The following is a 23,452-nucleotide window of genomic DNA, read 5'->3' as shown; positions in this document are numbered from 1 at the left end:
GGGTGGCCTCATGAGCGAAACCGTAACATCCACGACCGATGATGTCCCTTCGGAGAATGCGCAGCGGCAAGCTCGTCCACGACCTTTTCTTTTCGTCGTCTTGCATTGCGACAATCCCACCCTTCGCGGTGCTCGGATTGGTTTGTCCGACATCGATGAGGTCACCATTGGGCGAGGTTCCACACGTCAAGTCGTGCGGGTGGGGGACCGGCGCCTCGAATTGCAGCTTCCATCGTCCAGCATCTCCAAAACACATGCGAGGCTCGCGCGCGGTTCGAATGGGTGGTTTCTCGAAGATCTTGGGAGCAAAAACGGTTGTGTCGTCCGTGGTACGCGGGTGAAGAGCGCCGAGGTGCACGACGGCGACTTCATCGAAATGGGCGCGATCGTTTTGCGATTTGCCGCGGCCATGCAAGCCTTGCCCGAACATGCTGGCGATTTCGATGCCGCAAACCCGGTGCCCAATCAGGTGGGTTTTTCGAGCCTCGTGCCATCCATTGCTTCGAGCCTCGGTGCGCTCGCTCGTATTGCCGTGCTGCCCATTACGACGTTGCTCTTGGGCGATACCGGTACGGGCAAAGAAGTGCTGGCCAAGGGCATGCATGACCTCAGTGGTCGGCCGGGGCCATTCATTGCCGTCAATTGTGGGGGCTTGACGGCATCGCTGGTCGAGAGCCAGCTTTTTGGTCACGTCCGCGGCGCGTTCACCGGGGCATTGCGCGAAGAGCCTGGATTCATTCGAAGCGCGGACACCGGCACGCTTTTCCTGGATGAAATCGGTGATTTGCCGCTGACGGCACAAGCCACGCTCTTGCGCGTGCTGCAGGAGCGCGAGGTGGTTCCCGTCGGCGACTCACGCCCGATGCGCGTGGACGTGCGCGTGATCGCGGCGACGAACAAACGGCTCGATACCCTGTGTTTCGAAGGGAAATTCCGTTCGGATCTGTATGCGCGATTGGCAGGGTATCAGCATGACTTGCCGCCCCTGCAACAACGTATCGAAGATCTGGGTCTTCTCGTGGCTGCCATTTTGGAGCGGATCAATATCGGCGACGCCCGTCACGCGCGCCTCAACATGCGTGTCGCACGGCGGCTATTGTCTCATTCGTGGCCGCTGAACATTCGCGAGCTGGAAAACGCGCTCACCGTCGCCGTTGCGCTGGCGGATCATGGAGTGGTGGAATGTGCGCATCTGCCGCAAAGCATAACGAACACGTCGGCTCCGGTCACACCGCCCCCAGAGCCGATGCAGCCGGGTGAAACGCGTGAACAGGTCGAGGCGTTGTTGCGTCAGTACGGTGGCAACGTCACCGCCGTCGCGCGAGCGACGAACCGATCACGCATGCAAGTGCATCGATGGTTGCAACGGTTCGGGATTGATCCGGAGCAGTTTCGCGAGTGATTTCGAGGTATTGGGGGAGGCAAAACGGAAGCGATGCCTACCAGGATTCGCCGAGGGAGCAAACGATGCCTCCCACGCCTCGTCCGCAGATGTCCCCCTGGCCATCGCCGTTGAGGTCGGGGATGCGGATGGTCCCGTAATATTCGCCCTTGTTCCAACCGGCTGCGTCGGAGTACTCCAAGTTCCACATAGCGCCAAAGCCAAGCCCGGCGTCGGGCCCCTTGACGCCGCAAGCGATGCCCAAACCGCCGCGTGCGCAGACGGCGTAACCCTTCGAAGACGCCGAGGCAAGTTTGACGGGTCGAAGCGTCAGCCAATAATCATTGTTCCAACCGCCGGCGTCGGAAAATAAACTCGCCTGCCCGCTGGCTTTGACGAAGCTCGTTCCCGTGGAATACGCGCACTCCATCCCCGATCCGCTGCGCATGCAGATATCGGCTTTGCCGTCCGCGTCGAGGTCGAGGAACATGATGGTCGCGAAGTAGCTGAAGCTGCTGCCGAAGCCTTGCGCATCGGTGTAGTGGTCGACCCAGAGCGTTCCGGGGCCAAAGTTCGTCCCCTCCCACAGATGGCAGGCGATCCCATTGTTGCTGCGTCCGCAGACATCGGCTTTGCCATCGCCATTGATGTCGGCGTAGCGAATGGTTCCCCAATAGCTCTGGTTCGTATTCCAGCCGTTGGGATCGCTGTACGTATCGGCCAAGATGTCGACCGTACCGAAGGATGTCCCGGTGGACAGGCCGCACTGCACGCCGGCGCCTCCACGCACGCAGACATCGGCTTTGCCATCGCCGTTTAGGTCGGGAAATGCGACGGGGCCGTATACCTGCCCGTCCCAGCCGTTGAAGTCGCTGAAGTCCGGGCTCCAAACCTTGAAGTCCTCGAAGGTGGTGCCATTGGAAATGCCGCAATGGATGCCGGCCTGGCCGCGTGCGCAAAGGTCGGCTTTGCCATCGCCATTGACGTCCACGTAGCTGATGCTGAAACGGTACTTGTTGTCGGACCAGCCGCCGGCATCGTTGATGGTGCTGTTCCACAAGCTGGGTGCGCCGAATTGGGTGCCGCCTTCGTTGAGCGCACACGTAATCCCATCTATCCAAAACCCGCAGACGTCGTCGAGCTTGTCGCCATTGATGTCAGCGTAAAGAATGGACTCGTAGCGCACCTGGGAATTCCATCCCCCGGCATCGCTGAAGGCCGGGCCCCAAACGCTCGTCTTGCCAAACTGGCCCCCTGGTTCCGCGAAGCGCGAATAAAGTAGGTTCGGTGGTGAGTCTTTCGCATCCTTGACGACACCCTTCGTCGCGGCTTTGGCCACGCGATCGTGTACTTCGGCGGGGGTCGCCGTGGGATTTTTTGACAGATACGCGGCGATCGAGCCAGCCACCACGGCTGTCGCTGCGGACGTCCCGAACTTCAAGTCGAAACTGGTGTCGTCCTTGTGCGATGCCGAAGTAATATCTTTACCCGGCGCGAAAATATCGACACAGGGCCCGAAATTCGAGAACCAGGCGCGCGAGTCGCCGTTGTCCGTTGCCCCTACGGTAATCGCTTCCGGCACATGCGAGGGGCTATAGCCACACGCATTCTCGGAGGCATTTCCTGCTGGGACGACGATCGGTACGCCCGCGTCGACCAAGCTCTTCACCAAATTGTCCATGATCGAGACCGCTTTTTGGCTGAGCATGCTCATGCTGACGACGGCCGGCTTCTTGTGGTTGTTGAGGATCCAATTCAGCGCCGCGATCCCATTGCTGCCGACGACTGCGCCGCCGCAACCGTATGTGCGTACGGGGATCAGGTTCGCGCCTTTGGCGACCCCCGACACCGCTCCACCCGCGAGCCCCGCGATATATGTGCCGTGTCCATGGCAATCGTCGGTCCCCTTGCCGTCGTTGATGAAGTCGACCCCTTCTGCCGCCTTCACCCGTCCACCAAAGTCCTGGTGTGAAGCACGAATGCCCGTATCGACGACGTAGATGTTTACCCCGGTGCCGTCGAACTCATAATTGAACGTCGAGTCGAGATCGGGCAATGGTTGATCAATGCGATCGAGGTGCCATGGCGCATTCGATTGCACCAATTCGAGGCTCATCTCGTAATCTTGCGTGATCCCGACGATGCGCGCATCCTTGGCCATGGCGAGAGCTCTTGTATCGTCGAGGCCATTGGCGGCGAAGCCGACGAGAGGGGCGCCGAATGTCTGGAGCAGGACGCCACCATGGGGAGCCAGCAATGCTTCCGCAACGGATTTCGCCGAATCTTCCGTAACGGCCTTGGGATCGAGCAAAAACATGTATTGCCCTTCGATGGCGCCTTCCGGCTTTTCGATGGACGTAACCGTACCGCCGCCGCCACTGCTGCTGCTGCTGGAGCCTGCGCTGGAGGTTGAATTGGAATTGCCACCGTCGCTACACCCGACGAAAAGAGCAAGAACGGCAGCACAAGGAATGAGGGTTCGTTGTAGGCGCATGGGCAGATCATTAGGCAATCCTGATGCCAATGGCGATCTGCTCGATTTCTCGCTGTAGGAGCCCGGCACAAAGGTTCATGGACCGTAACGGTGACGTCACGTGGGGCGTCACGTGGAAGCCGCAGGTTACACGCTCGATGAGCGGGTATGACAACAATGAAGCGTTCGAGCTGCCCGCCTTACTCGCTCATGGTCCAAAGGCCAGCAGTCTCACCTCCGAAATGTTGACCTTGTTGAATCGCCCGGCTTGTCCGCCGGCACCGCCATAGGTCGCGAAGTGTGCGTAATCGCTCATGTTTCCCGATGCCATGTCTTCACGAATCACAAGAAAATAGGTTTTTCCCGCCGTGAGGTTCACGGGGATCAAATTCGACGTCCGCCATTGTCCCCATGGATTCGGATCTCCGGGCGCCGCGAGGTGCGGCATCGTGAGATACCCGCCTCCGACGAGCGTTCCGCTTTCCCACACTTCGATCGCTTTCATGCCGCAGGTAATGCCCGACGTCACGTTGCCGGCGCCATTGCCCGCTTCGACCTGCAGGTAATGCCAGCCGGATTGGGTGGGTTGCACGTTGGCAATCATGAGCGTATCGTTCGGGTCGCCCCAATCCTCGTAGTGCCAGCGGCCGTGATTGAAGGTCAACGTTCCGCCGTTCGCTTGGAATGTTTGCGCATTCCACGTCTGGATACGTTGCGCGTTCGGTCCCCAATAACAAGACGGCTGCGCCCGTTGTGACGCATTGCCGCTCGATCCGAACACGGCTTCCACGGTGTAGCAATACGTCGTCGTCGCGTGCGCTCCGCTGTCCGGATCGAGCCAGTTCGTCGTCGTACCGGGCAAATTTTCCGCCACGCGGGACCCATTGCGGTACACGTTGAACGTCACGTCGCTCCCATTTTCGGGCACGGTAAAGCCAACTTGCACCCTATCGTTCACGATGCTCAGGCTCGAAATGGCCGGCGTGCGCGGCCCATACAAAAACTGCGGATTGCTCGCTTGCTGCTCGCTGATCACGGTGATGCTACGCGTTGCATCGCTGCCAGCGGACAGCTCCACCTCGAACAAATTGAAATCGCCCAGCATGGCCACGTCGACGAAGTCCGTGCTGATTTCATTTCCGTTGAGGCGCACGCGCGCGATGTCGAGCATTCCGTTCGTTGCTGGAGCCTCCGGCAAGGAAACGACCACATTGACGGTTTTTCCTTGGAACTTCACGTTCGACAAGGCAATTTGGTTCATGCCTGCAAAGAGCGTGTTTCTCGAGCTGCGCGTGATGTTTGGCCTGAACCGTACCCCTTTTTGGGTCGCCTCCAAGCCGAAAAGCACGTCGTGCACCATGGATATGTATCCCGCGACGCTCCACAGTTGCCGCTGCGAATTCACGACGGGACCGCTCGTCGGCCCTTCGTGCAGCATGTTGGCGCCGGAGACGACTTCGAAGTTCTCCATGTTGGACAAATTGAGCGCCGCTCCGCGCGCGAGCGAGTGCACGGCATGATCGACGGCGTCGGCATTGCCCACTTTGGCGGCAGCTTTGGCCCAAAACGCGGTAACGAACGGCCATATGCCTCGATTGTGGTAAATCCGCACGTCGCGTTGTTGGGGCCAAATGACCGGCGGCCCTTTGGGCAAGTGTGGATATTGTGCGACGATGTCCGCGGCTTGTGCCGGCGTCGCGACTTCGAATAGCACGGCAAACGCAGATCCCAGCAAATCGTATTGCAGCGTCGGCGCCTGGTCGAGCTCGGTCGTGACGAACGTCGAATACATTTTTCGATCCGGCAAGTACAAACGCGATCGAATGGCTTGCCGTAATGCCGTCGCCCATTCTGTATATTTTTGGCTCGCCGCCGAATCATTCTTTTCCGCTGCCAATTGTGCGGCCATGTCGAGCATCACCAGGTGGCCGATATTCGTGCCGAGCGCTTTGCTCATGCCAATTTGCACCGTGTCCGTCGTCGTCCATGCGGGATAGGTTTGCTCTCGCCAATCGAGAAACGACTGCTCGCCGCGATAGAGGCCATCACGCGGATCCCAAACGACCACACGATCGCGCTCGGCCGTATTCACGATGGCCTCGTACGCCAAGTCGCGAAATGCGGTGCGCTCGTCGCCTTCCAATACCTTGAGGACTTCAATCGCCCCCATGGCCCAGACGACTCGATCCGTCGAAATGGGCCAGCTCCCTCCGGTGCCCGTGTCTTGCACGATGGCGCGTTGAGATCCATCGCGTTTGGTGCTCGTCTTGAAGACCAACGACGTCCGCGCGCGCAATGGATCCAAGAGGCCGAGCCCCAATGCCATCGAATACGCCGTATCGCGGGTCCAGACGTATTTCCACAATCGCCCCGTCTCGAAACACCCGCCCGCTTCGCAAGGTAGCGGATTTCCACCGTTGAACGCTCCATCCGATATGGATTCGACCGACGCTTCACGCGACTCTTCAATGGCCAATGCATACAATGCATCGAACATGGCGTGACCCGTACGCACGACGGGTTGCCCAGCGATTTCCGAATACACGCGAGGATTCTGGGGCACTCCATCTCGCAATGGTCCCGTCGTCGATAGCTCGTAGGTCCGCGCGCACGTATCGGCGTTTTGGATGACGACCGTCGCCTGGTGGGGATCATCGTTCCACGATGCCGTTGCCGAAGCGGGCGTTCCGGCGGCGCGATAACAATCGACGGGCGGAATGCCCATCCCTCCGCTGCTCGAAGAACCGCTGCTCGAAGAACTGCTGCTCATACCGCTGCTCCCGCTGGATCCGGAGCTCGATGCGACGTGGGAACTTGCGCCCGTCGTGCTGTTTGGATTGTCTTCGGAACAGCCCACGATGGAAAGGGGGATGAACGAAGCGATGGCGCAAGCGAAGAGGCAGAATCGTGCATGCATGATGGTAAATGTGCTTTGTTGGGCGGCTTTTGGCAAGCTCTCGACATCGTGTCGATTCGGTCGTCGAAGTCTTGCACAGGGTAGCGGCGGACATTGACTTCCAGTAGCCTGGACAAACGCACGTGACGGACCTCGAAGCTTGCCGCATCGAAACCGAGCTTGATCGCCTTGGGGCGACCATCGGCCGACGGGTTGTCGTGACAAACGTCACGGCATCGACGAACGACGATGCTCGTCAGGCCGCTGCGAAGGGAGCGCCTCATGGGGCGGTTTTTCTAGCGGAATCGCAGACGCGCGGTCGAGGTCGGAGCGGTCATTCTTGGCATTCTCCGGCCGGGGAAAACCTGTACCTTTCCGCTGTTCTGCGTCCCAACATTCCGCCGATGGCGCTTCCGCCGCTCACGCTCGTGATCGGCGTGTGCGTAGCTCGCGTGGTTGACGAAGCGCTTGGCGCCGAAGGGCGTGCGCGCATCAAGTGGCCGAACGACGTGTACGTTGGCGAGGACAAACTCGCCGGCATCCTCGTCGAGACGTCGTTGCGCGGAAGCGCCGTCGATGCGGTCGTCGTGGGCATCGGCATCAACGTGCACACGACGGTTTTTCCTGACAATTTGCGAGCAACGTCGTTGCGACTCCTCGGCGCGCGCGTGACGGACCGATCGGTTCTCGCAGCGCTGCTTCTTGCGGAGATCGGCCGAGCGGTCACGTCGTACGAAGCTCGACGACTCGAGCCGTTTCACGCGGAGATCGAGCGGCGCGACATGCTCCGCGGGCGCCTTGTCGAAATCGGGGGCGTGCAAGGCATCGCCGCGGGCGTCGACGCTGACGGCTTCTTGTGCGTCAGGGCAGAGGACGGGACGACCCACCGTTTTGGCTCGGGAAGCGTCGACTTCCGCACTTTCCAAGCGTCTTCACCTGGCGCTCGCGAATCGTCGTAGTAAAAGTCAGCCGCCGCCGTGAAAGAAGACACCCTCGTCGTCCACGAGATTTATTCGAGCATCCAGGGCGAATCGTCGTTCGTGGGCCTCCCATGCACGTTCGTGCGCTTGACGGGATGCAACCTTCGCTGTGCGTGGTGTGACACGACGCAGGCCTTTTATGGCGGCAAGCGCATGCAGCGTGAAGCCGTTCGTGATGAGGCGCTCGAGTTTGGCACTCCGCTTGTCGAGCTTACAGGAGGCGAGCCGCTGCTACAGCCGGGTACGATTCCGCTTTTGCGCGAATTCTGTGATGCGGGTCGGACGGTGCTTTTGGAGACGAGCGGTGAGGCGGATGTGTCTCGCGTGGATCCGCGGGTGCACAAGATCATGGACTTGAAGGCGCCAGGTTCGGGTGAATCGCATCGCAATCGCTGGTCGAACTTGGAGCACATCACTGCGCGGGACGAAATCAAGTTTGTCTTGGCGGATCGAATGGATTACGAATGGATGCGCGGGGTGATGACCGAGCGAAAGCTTGGCGCGATGGGGTGCACGTTATTGGCGTCGCCGGTATGGGGAAAGCTTCATCCGAAGGATCTCGTGAAGTGGGTGCTCGAGGATGGGCTGAACGTGCGTGTGCAGGTGCAGCTTCACAAGGTGATTTGGGGGGCTTTGGCGCAGGGGGTTTGAGCGACTCGCGGCAGGTTGGACAAACCGCTTCGCGGGTGTAATTTCATCCATCGTCATCGGAGAATCTTGTGTTATTCTCGGCCCCAGCCAGCGTGGACAGGCGATCATGACCTTCGATTCCGGTGACTTGCTTTCGGCCGTGGCGCTCTGTTTGGCGCTCCTCGCGGCAGCCATGTTGATTGGGTTTCTCGTGCGTCGCCCGCCGCTGACGCGCGTGGTCAAAATGTGGCTCTTCGTAGCGCTCGGACCTCTCCCCATCTCCGCCGCCATGGCTGGGAACATTGCCAATTTCGAGGTGACGACGAAACGTAAATTCTGCGCCTCGTGTCACACCATGGACCCGCACGCCAACGACGCGGCCGATCCGCACAGTACGTCGCTCGCATCCATTCACAGCAAGAATCCCTATTTCGGCGACAAGAGCTGCTATGTGTGCCACGCCGATTATGGGATGTTCGGCACGGTGCTCACGAAAATAGGCGGCATGCACCACGTCTGGGATTATTATACCCAGGATTGGGACGCCCCCGGTCACAGACCTCCACAATTGTACAAGCCCTATTCGAATCTTGCTTGCATGCAATGCCATCCGGTCGACAAGCCTCGCCAACCGCTCGAACACAAGATTCATGCGGAAGCCGCCAAGAAGGATCTCGTGTCTTGCGCGGCGGCGAATTGCCACGGCCCGCCGCATCCGAAGCCGAAGGCAATCGTGCAAGCGGCCGGAGGTTCACCGTGAGCTCGTCGAATTCGCCCGAACGGCCGCAGACGGCTCCTCCGAACGTCGAGCGTCAGGTGCGCATTGCGTGCGTATTGGCGCTCGTCGCGCTTGCGCTCATCATCTTTTCATTGCTCGTCCCCAAGCCATTGCCGGTCATCGTGGCCATGTCGGTGGCTCAAGGCATTGGCACGTTGTCTTTGCTCGTCTTTTTGCGTGTCGTCATCCGCGAGGTTTGGCGTGCGATGGGCACGAAAGCATCGGCATCGACGGGCGATCGGCAAAGCGAAGCGCCGCCGGCGGCATGAATCATCGCAATACGCGGAACGAGTGACAGCCGGTGCACGTGCGCGCAAGCGGCTCGTGCTTTTCCATTTTGGTGTGGCACGACGATAGGCACGTCTTGCGATCGCTCTTGGGCGCATCATGCGCGGAATGGCACGACGAACATTGTTGATGGCCATTCAACGAATGCAAAGTAGGCAGTTTTGCGATTGAATGACACGATTCGCACGAGGGCGGGGAGCTTGGTCCTTTGGGGCCCATGGGAGCATCCGGCCCGTGTGCGCGATGGCATGCATTGCAATCTTGACGGGCGTGCGGACCGGATTTTTGTTGTTCGGCATGGCAATCGATGCATGCCTTCAGCGGTTTTCGGTCTTTCGGATGGTTCTCGTGGCATTGCAGGCAATTCAAATGCCCATCGAGCGCAGTCGTGTGCTCGGTTTCGTGGCACATGGCGCACATCGGCGCCTTCTTTCGCGGCTCGTGCGTGGTGTGGCACTTGGCGCAATCGCCGTGCCCATGGCCGCTCGATCCAGCGGCGCTCTCTTTTGCGTGGCATTGCTTGCACGGAAGCGCGCTCGCCCCATCGAATGCGTGCGGCACGTGGCAATCTCGACACTTCGTCGTGCCCGCGTGAAATGCCGTTTCGTTTGCTGCTTTGGTATGGCATTGATTGCACGCGAGCGTTGCGGATGCCGCCTTTTCGTCTGGATGCGGGTCGTGACAACCGGTGCAGGATTGCCCCTTGGGATCCGGATGTTTCGGTTGTATGGTCGCGTGACAAGACGTGCAGGTGGATGCGGCGGTCTTTTGTACGTCATGCGGTGAATGACAGGATTCGCATTTCGCGTGCGTATCACTTCCGCGCCCGGGCATCGTGTGGACGTTCGTATGACACGACGAGCACGCGCGCGGGGCAGCATCCGGAGCCGCGTGCGGGTCGTGGCAAGAAGCGCAGTCGTGGCCGTTTTTGAACACCGCCTTGACGAACGCTCCAGGCTTTCGTTTGTCGTGGCAATCCATGCATCGAGTGGCCGCGTCACCGCCCACTTCATGCGGCCTATGACAGACGTTGCAAGCGGATTCGCCGGCGTTTTCACCGTGGTGCGTGTCGTTCGATACGTGGCAATCGGTGCAGTTTCGCGGCAGTGTCCACGGTTCTTCGTGAGGCCTGTGGCAATTCGTGCAGTCTTCTGCGCCGTGCACGTCGATCGCCAAGCGATTGCCTTGTTGTTTTGCGTGACATTGCTGGCATTCCCATGCGCTTTCGCGAATGAGCGTCCCGCCGGCGCTCGATGGATCGTGGCAGGCTACGCAATGGAGCGACCCCATGCCGGTGATGCGCACGCGCACGTCCTCGTGGCATTGCACGCACACGCGATCGAGCGGCTCGCCAAACCCTTTGACTTCGCCAATGTGACAGCATGTGCACGTCGATCGCGTTTCCAGCATCGCGTCGACGTCATGGCCGACCTTTTTGGCGATTTCTTTCCACCGTGCGGCTTCCCGATCTTCGTCGGAATGGCAGCGACCACATCGCACCGATCCGGGGCCACGGTGAGGTGATTCTTCGATATGTTTTGCTTGGGCGCCTTGTCCTGCGCTACCCGCCGATGTCGCATCATCGTTCGTCAAGCCGCATCCGCCGGCAATCATCAATGCAGCCTCGAGCAGCCATTCCCAGGGGCGCGCGAGCGGCGACCTCATAGGCCACCTTCGTGACAGCGCCGGCAAGGCTCGTCGATGGTTTTACGTTTGCTGCTGCGGAAGCCGGGTGCATGTGGATTACCGCCCACGCCGCCTACGCGATGGCATCCAATGCATAACGCTTCACCCGCGCCACCATGACAACTCGCACATGTCTCCGGTTCGCGAAATGCCGCAGGTCCGTGGTCATTGCGCGTTCTGGGCGGGCCGAGCCATCCGGCAGGATGAGGGCTCCCGCGGCCGTTTGTCGCGCCAACCCCCTCGCGCGTGTGACAACTGCTGCACACGCTCGGCGAATGACACGTCGTGCACAAGCCCGGATCCGCTCGAGCTTCCTCGGCATGGCGCGAAAGGAATCCGGCGCGATGCACCCCGAGGCGCATCGGATCGTCGAAAAGGAGGCGCTCTGGCAAAATCGCAGCCGTCACGCCATGACAGCTCAAGCAAGATCGCTCGGAATGGCAATTCATGCAGAGCTGTCGTTGCGCGGCCGCTCGTACGCCGTGTTCCCTGACGAAATTGCCCGCGTGAATGAGGTGATCGTCCGGACGAACGCCTTCGTCGCGCAGGTTCACATGACACGGATCGCAACGATCTTGCGCGAGCTGGTTTTCGTGCGCGTGACAGCTTCCGCAGGTTGCCATACGCGGCCGCAGAATTTCGGAGCCGCTCGCGATGTCCACGTGGCATCGCACGCAATCGCCTCGAACCCGGGGCACATGAGTACGGTGCTCGAATCGCAGGTGCGTGCGCGCCATTTCGGCGCCTCGAGCGGCATGAGGCAATCCGTGACAATTGCGACATTCTCGATCGTCGTGAGGTTTCTCGTGGCAAGTCACGCAATCTCGAGTCGAAGGCAAGTGCAAGGGGCCTTCTTCGCCGGCCGCCGAAACTCCGACGTGGCAACGATTGCAATGAATCCCCTCGAGCGCATGCGCACGATGCTCGAAGGCTCGGCGTCCCGGTGGTCGAATGCCCAAAATGGACGCGCATGCGGCCGTGAGCAGGAGACATGCGCACAAGAGCAGCGACGACTTCGTGGTTTTCACGGACCACCCCACGAATAACCAAGGCGCACGAGCGCTCGAATTGCGGCTGAATTCGTCGGGGAAGCGTTCGCTTCGACGGCGCCCGAAACATCCCACGCCGATGCGGGGGCATACCGCAATGCCACGATGCCCCAGGGCCACACGGTGCCGCGATCTCGCGGATCGTCGGGCCAAACCAATTCGAGCTCCGTGGACGCAGAGAGCTTCGGTGCCAGAGGCAGTCGTGCGGTCCCTCGAATGCCCGTCCACGCCGCGGTGGGGGCGCCTTGACGTCGCAATTCGAGCCCCAGGGCGCCGTCACCTCGGTCGTCGAGGCGCAAGGTGGATCGTAAAAAGAATTGCCCTCCGAGCGCCCCGCCGAGCGATTCGAAGGCGCCTTCGCCGCGCACGTCGAGCCGCGGGGCTGCGCGCCAATGGATCGACCCGCCTGCGCGATCCGAGGGGACGTCGCCGAGCGCTGCAAAAAGAGACGTCGCAGGCAAAAGGCGCGAAGGGGAACGCCGTACGGCAAAGAGCTCGATACGAAAAGGATCGAAACGTGTTGCGATCGAAATGCGCGCATCGGATACACCGATGCGTAACAGATCCAGGCTCGTCGTGAAGGCTCCGTCGAATACGCGGCCGAACGATGCGGCGCCGTCGATACCGATCTCCTCGAATGCGGCTTTTCCTTCCAAACGCGAATGAAGATACGAGAACCCCACGGTCGCTCGTTGTCCAATACGCTGAGCGGCGCGACCTCCCACGACCCACGAATAATTGCGGGGCGCGAGGCCAAAGGTCACGGGCAAACCCCCAAAGAATTCGATACTGCTTCCCCAGGGAGCTCGAACGATTGCATCCGCGCCATCGATGTGCAGCGGTCGAATGGCTCCCATGGACGCCATCATGCGACCCACGCGCAATTCGGCGCGTCCCATGGGATCGCGTGCCCTGACGGTCATCACCAGGACATCGGCGGGCGTTTCACCCGAGCCCATCCACACGGCCGCTTCCGAATCGAAATACGATGGTTTGCGCGCTTCACCGTGGAGAAATACGAGCCCCGTCGTCGTAGGCGGTGACGATACATACGCATCCGCCCGCAAACGATAGGTTTGTCCGTGGGCCGTGACGGAGAAAAGCAAAATGCCGATGGAAGCCGTAAATGCACATCGTTTCATGGCGTCACGTTCACCACTCCATCGACGTGAGATTCCGGGGTAAACGAATGGCAGGACAAACACGCAGCCAATGTCGGTTGGCATGGTGCGTGTTTTGTTCCTTTGCGCGTAAACGCCGGCGGAAATCCATGACACGCATCGCATGTCCGCGCCGCGCCCGTTGCGTCGGTCCACGCTGGCCCTGGAACCGTGTCGAAATGGCACGACGTCACGCAGCGACCCGTTTCCGCATCATAGTTTCCCAATACCAAAGATACATCCGCCGGTGAAGTCGTATCGATGTGCTCGAATGGATTCGAGGATTGCGGTACGACGTGACACGCCGTGCAGGCTACAACGCGCCCGATACGATCTGCAAGCGTTTCATCGAGGTGTCTGCGATGGGCTCCCACACCTCGAGACGAAGCATCGACCGATCCGTCGAGCGCTGCGGGTGGAGCTCCGAGCTGCCCTTGTCCATGGCACGTGCTACACGTCAACGGGTTTGTCTCAACGATACCATTGACATGAGACGACGAAGACGCGTCCGGGTGGCAATTCGCGCATGAATCCGGCGTCGCCACGGTGGCGAACCGAGCATGTGAATCGGGTGGATTGCCATGGCACATGTTACACGGAGTGGCCGTCGCATTGGGCGCTTTCCATTCGATGTTCGTCCCAAGATGACAGTACGTGTCCGAACAAGTGTTTGTCGCGGCATTCCAGGTTGCCGACGATTGATTCGCCTTGGCCAAGCCGGAAAAGGCAACGTCGTTCATACCATCGAGGTGCCCAGGGTCGCGTATCGATTTGGGTACGGCGTGGCATTCGATGCAATAGGACCGATGTTTTTCGTGGGCTCCGTCATTGGGCCGTGGACCGTTTTCATTTCCGTGACAGGTGCCGCAAAAGGTGACGCCTTGCTCGTGACAGCCTCCATCACTGCACCCTGGAAGAACCGAGCTTTCCGCGCCATCGGCGCCATGACAAACCTGACAATCTTCGATGGGATATCCGTTGTCGCGAAGCCAGATTGCGTGTTTGCCTCCAGTGAGTTTGCTGGACCAGCCGCTCCCGTGATAACCTTCGGGCGCAGGTCGATCACGCGGGATCTCGCATCCCGCCACGGAGAGCATGGCAATGGTGAGGCAAACCCGACCGTGCATGTGTTTTGTCAGGGCCGAGGTGCGTGAACCACTTGCACGTCGAGGGCTGCGCCTTTTCCGTGGCACGTCGCGCAAGCTTCGATGCCGCTCGCGCTGGTCATCGTTTCCGCGTGGGCAACCACGTAAGGTGCGTCATGACAACCCGTGCAAGCTGCCGTTTCGGGTGGAATGAGTTTTTCGGATTGGATGATCCGCTCGTCACAATAATTGTCGCCGTCTGCCAAGGGATCCTCGGCGCACGCAAGGACCTGGGTTTTCTTTGGCAAGAGGTTCGAGCTGAGCGGCAGCATGTAGGTATCGCCCGCGTGACAGGTCCAGCAAGCATTCCGGTCGCCAGGATATCGCACTTCGCCGAAATCGACGGGATTGCCTGCGGGGTTCGCTTTCGTCGGCGATGGATTGCCTCCGAGCACATACGGCTCCGTCAATGCTTCGCCCATGTGAATGCGATGCACCATGACGGCCAAATCAACGGAGTGCACGTCGACGGATTTGTTCTCGAATCGTTCGACGCGGTCGTCGTTCACGTTTCCGGGCTGATGACAGAACGCGCAGTATTGCACTTCGATACGCGAGCCACCATGCGCGGCCAATTGAAGGTGGCAGCTATTGCATTGCTCCTGGCTCACGATCGTCCTGCGTGGCTCGGGCGTCATATCCGTGACTGCCGCAAACTTGACGGGATTCGGCGCCGAAATTCGAGTTCCGCCGGCGGGCTGCACATACCCCTCGAGGCCGAAGGCATACGTGCCCGCGGCAGTCACGGGCATGATTGCCGGGAATGCGTAGCGGAAATTTTGGCCGTCGGCTGTCAACATTCCGCTTGCTCCGCTGCCTTGGATGGTGTGTTGCCAATACGTTGCATAATCAGTCGTCGGGCCGGCAATCGTCACGACGAGGCGCGTGAGCGGAGTCGATAGGATATTGACTGGCAGGCCATTTTGCTCGACGCGGAACACGATCTCGGGAGTATTGCCGGGCGCGGTCTTTTCGACGCCGACGATGGTGAGCGTCAATTTCGGATTCGCCGGGTCCAAATAGGGAACCGCGTGCTGCGTGGCGATGCCTTCGAGCCCTCCAGCGGGCGGGTGGCATACCGAGCATTTCGAATTGTCTGCTTGTGGGCCTCCGACATGAAGCGTCTTTCCTGGGGGCGGCGGATCCTCGAACGAAACCATGTCATGACACGATCCGCAAGCGATCATCGTGGGATTGTTTTTCCATTGGTCGCCTTGGGCACCCGCATGACACGCTTCGCAATGCTGCATGGGTCGAGGGAATGCCACGGTCGAATAATCGTGCACGGATTGCTGATTTCCAATGATTTGGTAAGGTATTCCCGCCACGACGCTCGGAAGGGTCTTTCCGCGGTGGATCTTGTGCACCATGACTTGGAAATCGACCGTGTTGCCCGTATCCGGATCCGTCGATTGCGCCGAGTGGCAAAGCACGCACAGTTTTACATCGCGCCGGGATCCTCCATGCGCCTCCAATGGATCATGACATGCATTGCAGCGATCGGTTTGCACGAGCTCGCGCGCCGTCGTTGGAGTGCCGCCGGCGGGCAAAAAGTTGTAAAGGGCTTCCGCCGAATATCGTACGTCCTCGAACGTGCGAGTGGCCCATGCACCGAGCGTGTGCGTCTTCGTCCCGTCCGCGACTTGGATCTTGGTCCCGAACGTGTATCGGTAAATGCCTTGTGAAAAGTCGACTTCTTCGAACGTGCCACCTTCATCGGCAGCGGCTTGTTCCGCCGATTGTCCGGTGATGGGGCTCGTCTGCATTCTCGTCGTGTACGATGTGTATTGCAGCGCGTTGCCATTCGCGTCTTCGTCGAGCCACGCCAAGACAAACCGTAGCGACACGGCTCCCTCGGTGTATAATCCCTGCCTATCGAGCGCCACGCCGCTCTGGTCGGTGATGCGGAACGTCACGGTCACGGTGCCATCGACGCCGACTTGCGTATGGGAAACATCGAGCTTCACGCCAGGGCCCGTGAGATAAGCGTTGTGCCCTGGAGTGCCCGGCGGACCCTCCGGCCCTGCATCACCCGTTTGTCCGGGCTCACCGTTCGTACCGGGCAAACCCTCGCCCACGGAGCCTCGTTCACCAGGAGGGCCCGCGGGTCCTTCGCATGCAGAGAGCAATCCTGCGCCGACGACGACGGCCCAAAGCCCCAGCGTTCGCCAGGAAAAGCGACGGCGTGACGTGCGTGATACGAGCTGCAAACCTTGATGCATCTGCGCGAACTTCTTGAACATTGTGGCGATCCGTGACCTTCGATGTTGGGCGAGAGTAGGCAACCGCGCGCGTGTTGTCAATTGTCATGCCAATCAGTGTTTCTCGGCATTTCAGCGTGCGGTGTGCCCAACATCGGTCATCGAGGCGCAAGCGTTGCGCGCCGGTGCACTTCGTGCGCCGGATCCTCTTGACGGACCGCGGACAATCCCCTTCCATGCGCGTGTGAAATACGCTCCTCCGTCACTCGTTTTGCTTGCTTTCTTCGTTTCGTGCGCGGAAGCGCCGCCCGCGACACCCGACAAGCGCGTGCCCCTGCCGCGCGAAGCGTGCACGAGCCGCGTGGAAGCGCGTATGCCTCTATACGGCGAGCTCCACGCGCACACGGCGTTTTCTTTTGACGCGCGATCCTACGAAACCGTCGTCGAACCTGCCGATGCGTATCGTTTTGCGCGAGGTGAAAGCATAGGTTTGCCGCCGCTCGATGCGAATGGCGTGGGCACACGGAAGGTCAAGATCGATCGCCCCTTGGATTTCGCGGCTGTCACCGATCATGGCGAATTCCTTGGCGAAATCTACCATTGTACCACACCCGGTTCGCCCAAATACGACAGTTTTTCTTGCACGACGTATCGATCCGCCGTCGGGGAAGGAGCGTCTGAATTCGGCATTCGCCTATCGCAAGCCAATCCAATGCGCATTGCCGAATTATGCGGGGAAGGTCAAGATTGCGAAGCCGCGGCGAAAGTGCGTTGGCAGGCCATGCAAGACGCAGCCGAATCCGCGTACGATCGCACGAGCGCATGTACATTCACGTCGTTCGTCGCATACGAATACACGAATACGTTCGGGATATCGAACCTGCATCGCAACGTGATTTTTGGAAACGACATCGTCCCCGAGCTTCCCATTACATATTTCGAGGCGCCCACGCCGCTCGATTTGTGGACGAAACTCCGCGACGAATGCAAAGCGAACGAAAGCGGCTGCGATGTCATCGTACTGCCGCACAATTCGAATCTGTCCAATGGCAGACTTTTCGATCCGACGTACCCCGGCGGATCGACGGTCGAAGAAGAAGCATCGCGAGCGGCATTGCGGGTTGAAATGGAGCCCGTGGCGGAGATCTTTCAACACAAGGGATCGAGCGAGTGTCGCAATGGATTCATGGATGTCGAGGCAGACGTGGATCCGCTCTGCGATTTCGAACAACTGCGCCCGCCTACGGACGAACAATGTGGGGAAAAACCGGGCTCGGGCGGCATGCGGCTTTGGGGGTGCACACATCGTCACGAATTTTTGCGATACGTTCTGAAAACGGGATTGCTCGAGCAAGAACGATTGGGCACGAATCCATTCATGGTGGGGTTCATCGGGTCGACCGATACGCACAATGGCACGCCGGGAAACGTATCCAGCGTCGGTTTTCCGGGGCATGTCGGCATGGTCGACGATACGCCGGAAAAACGCCTCGGCGCGGGAACCGAAACGCACGATGGAGTCATCAACAATCCCGGCGGACTTGCGGCCGTGTGGGCCGAAGAAAATTCGCGGGAAGCCATTTTTGCAGCGATTCGAAGGCGTGAAACGTTTGCCACGAGCGGTCCACGCATTCCCATTCGCTTTTTTGCAGGCTTTGCGTACGACGACATGATGTGCGGGCGCGCTTCGATGCTCGAGGAAGCTTATGCGAATGGTGTTCCCATGGGCGGCGCGCTCGACATGAGCAACGCAATGGGAATGGCTCCGTCGTTCATCGTGCAGGCGAGCGCCGATCCAGGAACAGTAGATTGGCCGGGCAGGCCCCTCGAGCGCATTCAAATCGTCAAGGGTTTCGTGCGTGGCGGCAAAGTATCCGAAAAGGTATATGATGTCGTTGGCACGGAAATTCCCGATTCCACCGTGGATACGGCCACGTGTGCGGTGCAGGCTCAAGGGCCCGACGAACTATGCGCCGTTTGGACGGATCCCGATTTCGATCCGCAAGAGCGCGCATTTTATTATGCACGGGCCGAGGAAGCACCAAGTTGTCGGTGGAGCGCGTACGAATGCAGCAAGCTCGATCCGGCCACGGCGCCCGCGGCATGCACGGATCAGGTCACCCCGAAGATTGTCAGGCACCGAGCGTGGAGCTCGCCGATTTGGGTGGGGCCGTGAAGGGAAGGGGATTTGTCGGATCGAGCGCCGGAAACGCATGACGCGCTTCCAGCGCCATTTCATCAATGCAAGGGGCTCTTCTTGAATCGCGCCGCAAGCTCGTCCAGGATGACCTGTTGGTCCGGACGCACGCTCCTCTTTTGCGCGTCGATGAGCGAAAGCGTATCCGCGTGATCCACCATCAGCACCGCTTTGCCAATCGTGGACCGCACTTCGCCGTCATAACGCAAATACGACGCCACGAGCGCTTTGGCCGCCGCTGTTCGCACCGCATTTTCTTCGCCGCTTGCCTTGACGATCGGCGTCTTCCACGCCCACGCTGAACCGATGTCCCCGAGCGAATGCGCAATGACCTTTGCCATTGGCTCATTCGGCTGCGCGAGCAGCATGGCAGCGAGCTCGGTTGCGGCGAGGGACCTGCGGCAATGGCCCATTCCAGCAAGCACGGCCAATTGCTTGGCGTCTTTCTGCCGCGCCATCATCACGAGCTTTTGCGCCGCCGCATCCGTGCCGAGTTTCCCATACGCGCCCGCAGCCGCACGAACGAGGTCGTAATCGGTCTCCGCTCCATCGAGGATCGCCGTGAGCACCGGGGCCGATCGCCCGTCCCGCAAAAAGCCCACGGCTTCCACGAGTCCCACGCGCCACGATTTCCACGCCGAATCCGAAAGACCGTCACGCCCGCGCGCGTCGAACGCAATTTCATTCAGCATCGGGAAAAGCGCGTCGCTCCCCATTCCTTTGAGAATGGCCGAAACCGGGACGGCTCGACCTCGTTTGTTCGCGTCGAGCGTCGGCAAGTCGTCACGCAGTCGAACCAGCGTTTCGAAGGCCGCAGGCTTTGCAACGCGTTCTGCAGCAATGGCTCGAGTCAGCGTCGACCGTTCCGCCATGGCCAGTTTGTCCGGTGCGATGACCGCTCCTTGCGAACCGAGGGGCGCAGCCATTGAAAAACTCGACAGGAAAAGCCCTGCCACGAAAAGCCCGACGTTCATGGTTTTCATCATTTTCATGGCATGCTCTCCCACCAGAGATCCGCATCAGGTACGACCCGCGTCGTATTCGTTCCGCAATGCACCTCGCCGCTCAAGCGATGGTACAAGTTCCAGTTTTCAATGAAGTGCACCTTGATCCCGTAAGGCGCAAACGCTTCCACGAGCTGCGCCTCGAAGATGTCCTGGCCTCCGATGTTCGGCCCATGCGGTTTGGGCGCCCCGAATGACGTATCCGACAGGTAAATCCCGTTGACCGTGCCCGGCTGATACGCGACCGATCCGCTATTCGTCGGTTGATGCAAGAACGGTATCGGAATCATTTCCGCGTCCGTGATCCCCGTTTCTTGCTTCAATACATTGACTTGATCGTCGATCTCGATGGCCGCTTGCGCGCTTTCGTTCATCACGTCGGGATCCGACAGCACGTCGTCGATGCTGATTTCCGCCGATTGACTGCCCCACCAAAACTTTCCAACGAACATGTGCACGCCGCCGTAACCATCGGCCTGGGCCTTTTCGAGCATGGCTCGGGCCATGGTGGGGTCGTTGACGCCCATTGCCCAGCCCCGCGGGGAATTCGTTTTGATGAACGTGATCGTTTCGTCGACGTGCCCGACCTGTAGCCATTCTGTGTTGACGTAGATGATCGGTTGCGCATTTTGCGCACTTACCATCTTGTCGAACGACTTGTCGGGATAAAAGCTCGGCGTGCTTCCGCGGAGCACTCGTCCCAGCGCATAGGTTTTTCCTGCATGGGAATATGGCGGTACCGTCTCCAGATTACCGAACGAATTCAGCGTATTCATGCTATCCGAATGTTGCGGATCGTATTGAACCGCGGCTGCGACGTCTTTGCCCCGCAGTTGGAACACGATCCGCCCTGCTGAACGCAAATTACCGTTCGAATAATTCGCCGATCGGACGTTCACGTGCATGACGTGCTGCTTGCCCCCGGGGCCTGGCATCGACGTGTACGCAGTCTCGAAAAAGTCCTGCGTCCATTGGTCCGAATTGCCATATTCGTAGGTCGGCTCGGGCACGGCTGCGGCTTGTACGGCCGTCGCCAAATCAGCACGGAACACCGACGACGATTGCGAATTGGTGTTCGTCACGTACACCTTTTGCGCTGCATGCAAATGATGCCGGAACAAGACCGGAGCGACCCGCATGCGCAATTTGTCCGTCGTCTCGGGCATTGGCATTCCTTTGGGATCCGTGCCCGTCACCGTCAGCGTCACGTCGACGAATCCGTCCCACACAGCCGGGTCCCGTACGATGTCCGTTGCTTCGATCGCCAATTCGATACCAGTCGCCAAATCGGCTTGCGTCAATTTCGTCGCGGCGGGATCGAACAAGTCAAACGTGCCGCTTTCGTTTTTCCTGAAAAGCCGCACGCGATCCGGTGCGCTGACCGAAATCACACCCGCGGCGTCCGCATACGCTTCCTTCCACGGAACCGTCATGATTCGAGCGAGATCCTCGAGATCGTCCACTCCATTGACCACACTGTCCGCAGCGTCGTGACACGATGCATATTGCGAATCGGTTTGCTGCGACTTGGGACACTTCTCTTCGTCGTCGTCGATGTTCGCCATGAAAATGGCGCCGTGGGCTGAATCCCAGGTGTCCTCGTCCTTGTCTTCGGTTGCATCGTCCAGGTCGACGACGCCATTGCGATTCACGTCTGCACGCAAATCGACAATCTCGGCCGGTGGATTCACCTGACCTCCACCGCTACCGCCCGGTCCACTTCCACCTTCGGCGCCACCTTGCCCGGAGCCGCCAACTCCCGAGCCTCCAGCGCCACCCGTGGTCGATCCTGTCGAACCTCCGCCCGATGCCGTGCTATTGCCGAATACGAGATCCTCGTCGCTGCCGCCGCAGCCTATCGCGAGCGCGGCGCTCGAGATGCCTACGGCGCAGACTTTGGTCCAAAGATATTTCATTGGTTTTCCCTCGAACGTGGGTGCAGACGAACCTTCCGCTCGGCATGGTCACGCTGGCGGGCGGACATCCACAACGTTCGCAGTCTATCCCCAACGATCCGATTTGCATGCATCAAAAAGCACGAAATTGCATGCAGTGGCCGCGCAATTTTTCTCGAATGGTGGACAGGAAGTGAACCAGGCCCATTGGGAGCCCTGGCTCACTTACAATCCGAAAGCCAGGGCTCTTGACCTGTGAGATCCAACGTTTTCCAAACGCCCGATCGAAAACGCAGCCACAATACGAGGGCCAGAACGCCGAGATACGCTGAAAGCCAAAACACGGCCCAACCAATTCCTCCGCCCAGCACTCGCACACTCACGTACGAGCCGGGAACGAAGAGCAGCCATGCGATGAGCGTACGCGTCCACGCGGTAAACGACGTATCACCCGCAGCTCGAAGCGCTTCGGCGAAGCTCATGGAAAGAGCGTCGGCTACTTGCCACGTCGCCGATAACACGAGCACTCGCGCGCCGATTTCGAGAAACGCAGCTCCTTCGGCACCCGGCGGAGAAAACGGCAGCATGATGTACTTGGCGAAAAGGATGTAGAGCACGGCTACGCTGCCTTGCCAAGCGCATGTCGCAAACGCCGTCAAGCGCACGGTTTTCGGCACCGCGTCCCATTCTTTTGCACCAATCGATTGCCCAACGAGAATGGCTCCAGCGCTCGTCAAGCCAAACGCAGGCATGAACGAAACCTGATTGATTTGCATCGCCGCCATGAACGCGGCGAGCGTCGTCGTGCCGAGGCCAATGAGGACGACGTTGACGAACAGCATGAAAGCAGAAAATTCGACGAACCAATTCAGCCCGGTCGGTATGCCGAAGCGCAACATTCGATAGAACTCTGACAAACGCAGCGACCCGCGATTCGTCCGTGCGGAGGGGTCTGCGCCCACGCCGTAAAGAAAACATCCGAACAGCACGGACAAACCGATGAACGTCGATATCGTACTGGCCAGAGCTGCACCTTGCACACCGAGCGCTGGGGCTCCCAAGTGCCCGTAAATGAGCACCCAGTTGAGTCCGACGTTGAAAATCATGCACAAGACTTGCGTCATCATCGGCAAACGCGTGTTGCCAATGCCGCCGTAATAATTCCCGAGCGCTTCGAGAGCAATGGCTGCTCCACCGCCAACGAGGCGCGGCTTCGAATACTCCACCATCAGCGTCGTCACGGCGGGCGAATAGCCGAGCATCTCGATGACCGACGGCGCGAACGCAAGCAGCCCGATGTAGAGAAGCTCGAGCAAAAGCGAGAAAACGAGCCCGTAATAGCCGTACCGCCGCGCGCCCCCGTGATCGCCGCGGCCATAAAGCTGCGACGCGAAGCTCGAGATGATGAACATCGCGCCCATGGGCAGCGTGAACAGAAGCAGGACGTTGAGCGCTCCTGCCGTCGTTGCGGCGATAGCGTCTTCACCCAGAGGCGCGACCATTGCCGCATCCGACACACTAATGACCGTCTGCGCCGACCGGGAAACAATGATCGGCCAGGCAAGCGCGAGCAATTGACGCGCAGACGGGGCGACGGACGCGTTCGACATCGGGGGGACGGGGTTGTGACACTGGATGCGGCGCTACGCCCGTGGTTTGTCAAAAAAAGAAAGCATGAACGGTGAGAAC

General features: G+C 59.7%; 17 protein-coding genes. 7 read left to right on the top strand and 10 right to left on the bottom strand.

What is annotated here, in order from left to right; translation table 11 throughout:
* Positions 1-10: 10 nt before the first annotated feature.
* A complete protein-coding gene (locus IPM54_37845) occupies positions 11-1,402 on the top strand; it encodes a sigma 54-interacting transcriptional regulator (protein ID MBK9265539.1) in 1,392 nt (463 codons plus the stop codon).
* 37 nt (positions 1,403-1,439) lie between these two features.
* Here IPM54_37845 and IPM54_37840 read toward each other — a convergent pair whose 3' ends face one another.
* Both IPM54_37840 and IPM54_37835 read right to left on the bottom strand, forming a co-directional pair.
* Positions 1,440-3,875 carry a S8 family serine peptidase gene (locus IPM54_37840; protein MBK9265538.1) on the bottom strand — a complete coding sequence of 812 codons (2,436 nt, stop codon included), beginning with the start codon at positions 3,873-3,875 and terminating at the stop codon, positions 1,440-1,442.
* 187 nt (positions 3,876-4,062) lie between these two features.
* Complete coding sequence (locus IPM54_37835) at positions 4,063-6,579, bottom strand: hypothetical protein (GenBank protein MBK9265537.1); 2,517 nt, start codon at positions 6,577-6,579, stop codon at positions 4,063-4,065.
* On the opposite strand from IPM54_37835, the gene IPM54_37830 reads away from it, so the two are divergent.
* The 5 genes from IPM54_37830 (at position 6,572) to IPM54_37810 (ending at position 9,407) form a co-directional block, all read left to right on the top strand.
* A complete protein-coding gene (locus IPM54_37830) occupies positions 6,572-6,868 on the top strand; it encodes a hypothetical protein (GenBank protein MBK9265536.1) in 297 nt (98 codons plus the stop codon). The two genes, IPM54_37835 and IPM54_37830, sit on opposite strands and share 8 nt — an antisense overlap.
* 25 nt (positions 6,869-6,893) lie before the next feature.
* Positions 6,894-7,709, top strand: a complete 816-nt coding sequence (locus IPM54_37825) for a biotin--[acetyl-CoA-carboxylase] ligase (protein ID MBK9265535.1) — start codon at positions 6,894-6,896, stop codon at positions 7,707-7,709.
* Positions 7,710-7,727: 18 nt separating this feature from the next.
* Entirely contained in the window at positions 7,728-8,381 is a 654-nt protein-coding gene (locus tag IPM54_37820) for a radical SAM protein (protein MBK9265534.1), read from the top strand.
* Between the two features lie 106 nt (positions 8,382-8,487).
* Positions 8,488-9,120, top strand: coding sequence for a NapC/NirT family cytochrome c (locus IPM54_37815; GenBank protein ID MBK9265533.1), 633 nt, complete (start codon positions 8,488-8,490; stop codon positions 9,118-9,120).
* On the top strand, positions 9,117-9,407 hold the full coding sequence (locus IPM54_37810; GenBank protein MBK9265532.1) for a hypothetical protein: 291 nt from the start codon (positions 9,117-9,119) through the stop codon (positions 9,405-9,407). The genes IPM54_37815 and IPM54_37810 overlap by 4 nt, the downstream gene beginning before the upstream one ends.
* Before the next feature lies 1 nt (position 9,408).
* On the opposite strand, the gene IPM54_37805 is transcribed toward IPM54_37810, so the two are convergent.
* From IPM54_37805 to IPM54_37785, 5 genes are read right to left on the bottom strand one after another with little or no spacing between them, the layout of a single operon-like run.
* Positions 9,409-11,091, bottom strand: a complete 1,683-nt coding sequence (locus IPM54_37805; GenBank protein ID MBK9265531.1) for a hypothetical protein — start codon at positions 11,089-11,091, stop codon at positions 9,409-9,411.
* Complete coding sequence (locus IPM54_37800; GenBank protein MBK9265530.1) at positions 11,088-12,140, bottom strand: hypothetical protein; 1,053 nt, start codon at positions 12,138-12,140, stop codon at positions 11,088-11,090. The genes IPM54_37805 and IPM54_37800 overlap by 4 nt, the downstream gene beginning before the upstream one ends.
* Complete coding sequence (locus IPM54_37795) at positions 12,137-13,303, bottom strand: hypothetical protein (GenBank protein ID MBK9265529.1); 1,167 nt, start codon at positions 13,301-13,303, stop codon at positions 12,137-12,139. Before IPM54_37795 ends, IPM54_37800 begins: the two co-directional genes overlap by 4 nt.
* Positions 13,300-14,448: a CxxxxCH/CxxCH domain-containing protein gene (locus IPM54_37790; GenBank protein ID MBK9265528.1), complete on the bottom strand. Its 1,149-nt coding sequence runs from the start codon at positions 14,446-14,448 to the stop codon at positions 13,300-13,302. The genes IPM54_37795 and IPM54_37790 overlap by 4 nt, the downstream gene beginning before the upstream one ends.
* 8 nt (positions 14,449-14,456) lie before the next feature.
* Positions 14,457-16,709, bottom strand: a complete 2,253-nt coding sequence (locus tag IPM54_37785; protein MBK9265527.1) for an OmcA/MtrC family decaheme c-type cytochrome — start codon at positions 16,707-16,709, stop codon at positions 14,457-14,459.
* Positions 16,710-16,911: 202 nt separating this feature from the next.
* On the opposite strand from IPM54_37785, the gene IPM54_37780 reads away from it, so the two are divergent.
* A complete protein-coding gene (locus tag IPM54_37780) occupies positions 16,912-18,843 on the top strand; it encodes a DUF3604 domain-containing protein (protein MBK9265526.1) in 1,932 nt (643 codons plus the stop codon).
* Positions 18,844-18,905: 62 nt separating this feature from the next.
* Here the strand turns inward: IPM54_37780 and IPM54_37775 are convergent, their stop codons facing one another.
* The 3 genes from IPM54_37775 to IPM54_37765 form a co-directional block, all read right to left on the bottom strand.
* Entirely contained in the window at positions 18,906-19,856 is a 951-nt protein-coding gene (locus IPM54_37775) for a hypothetical protein (GenBank protein ID MBK9265525.1), read from the bottom strand.
* Positions 19,853-21,784, bottom strand: a complete 1,932-nt coding sequence (locus tag IPM54_37770; protein ID MBK9265524.1) for a protein-arginine deiminase — start codon at positions 21,782-21,784, stop codon at positions 19,853-19,855. Before IPM54_37770 ends, IPM54_37775 begins: the two co-directional genes overlap by 4 nt.
* Before the next feature lie 200 nt (positions 21,785-21,984).
* Positions 21,985-23,373, bottom strand: a complete 1,389-nt coding sequence (locus IPM54_37765) for an MATE family efflux transporter (GenBank protein MBK9265523.1) — start codon at positions 23,371-23,373, stop codon at positions 21,985-21,987.
* Between the last annotated feature and the right edge of the window lie 79 nt (positions 23,374-23,452).

It is taken from the genome of Polyangiaceae bacterium (assembly GCA_016715885.1).
In the GTDB taxonomy this organism is placed as follows: domain Bacteria; phylum Myxococcota_A; class Polyangia; order Polyangiales; family Polyangiaceae; genus Polyangium.
Note: the sequence above shows the minus strand (reverse complement) of the source record. Positions and strands in the feature narration are given on the sequence as shown.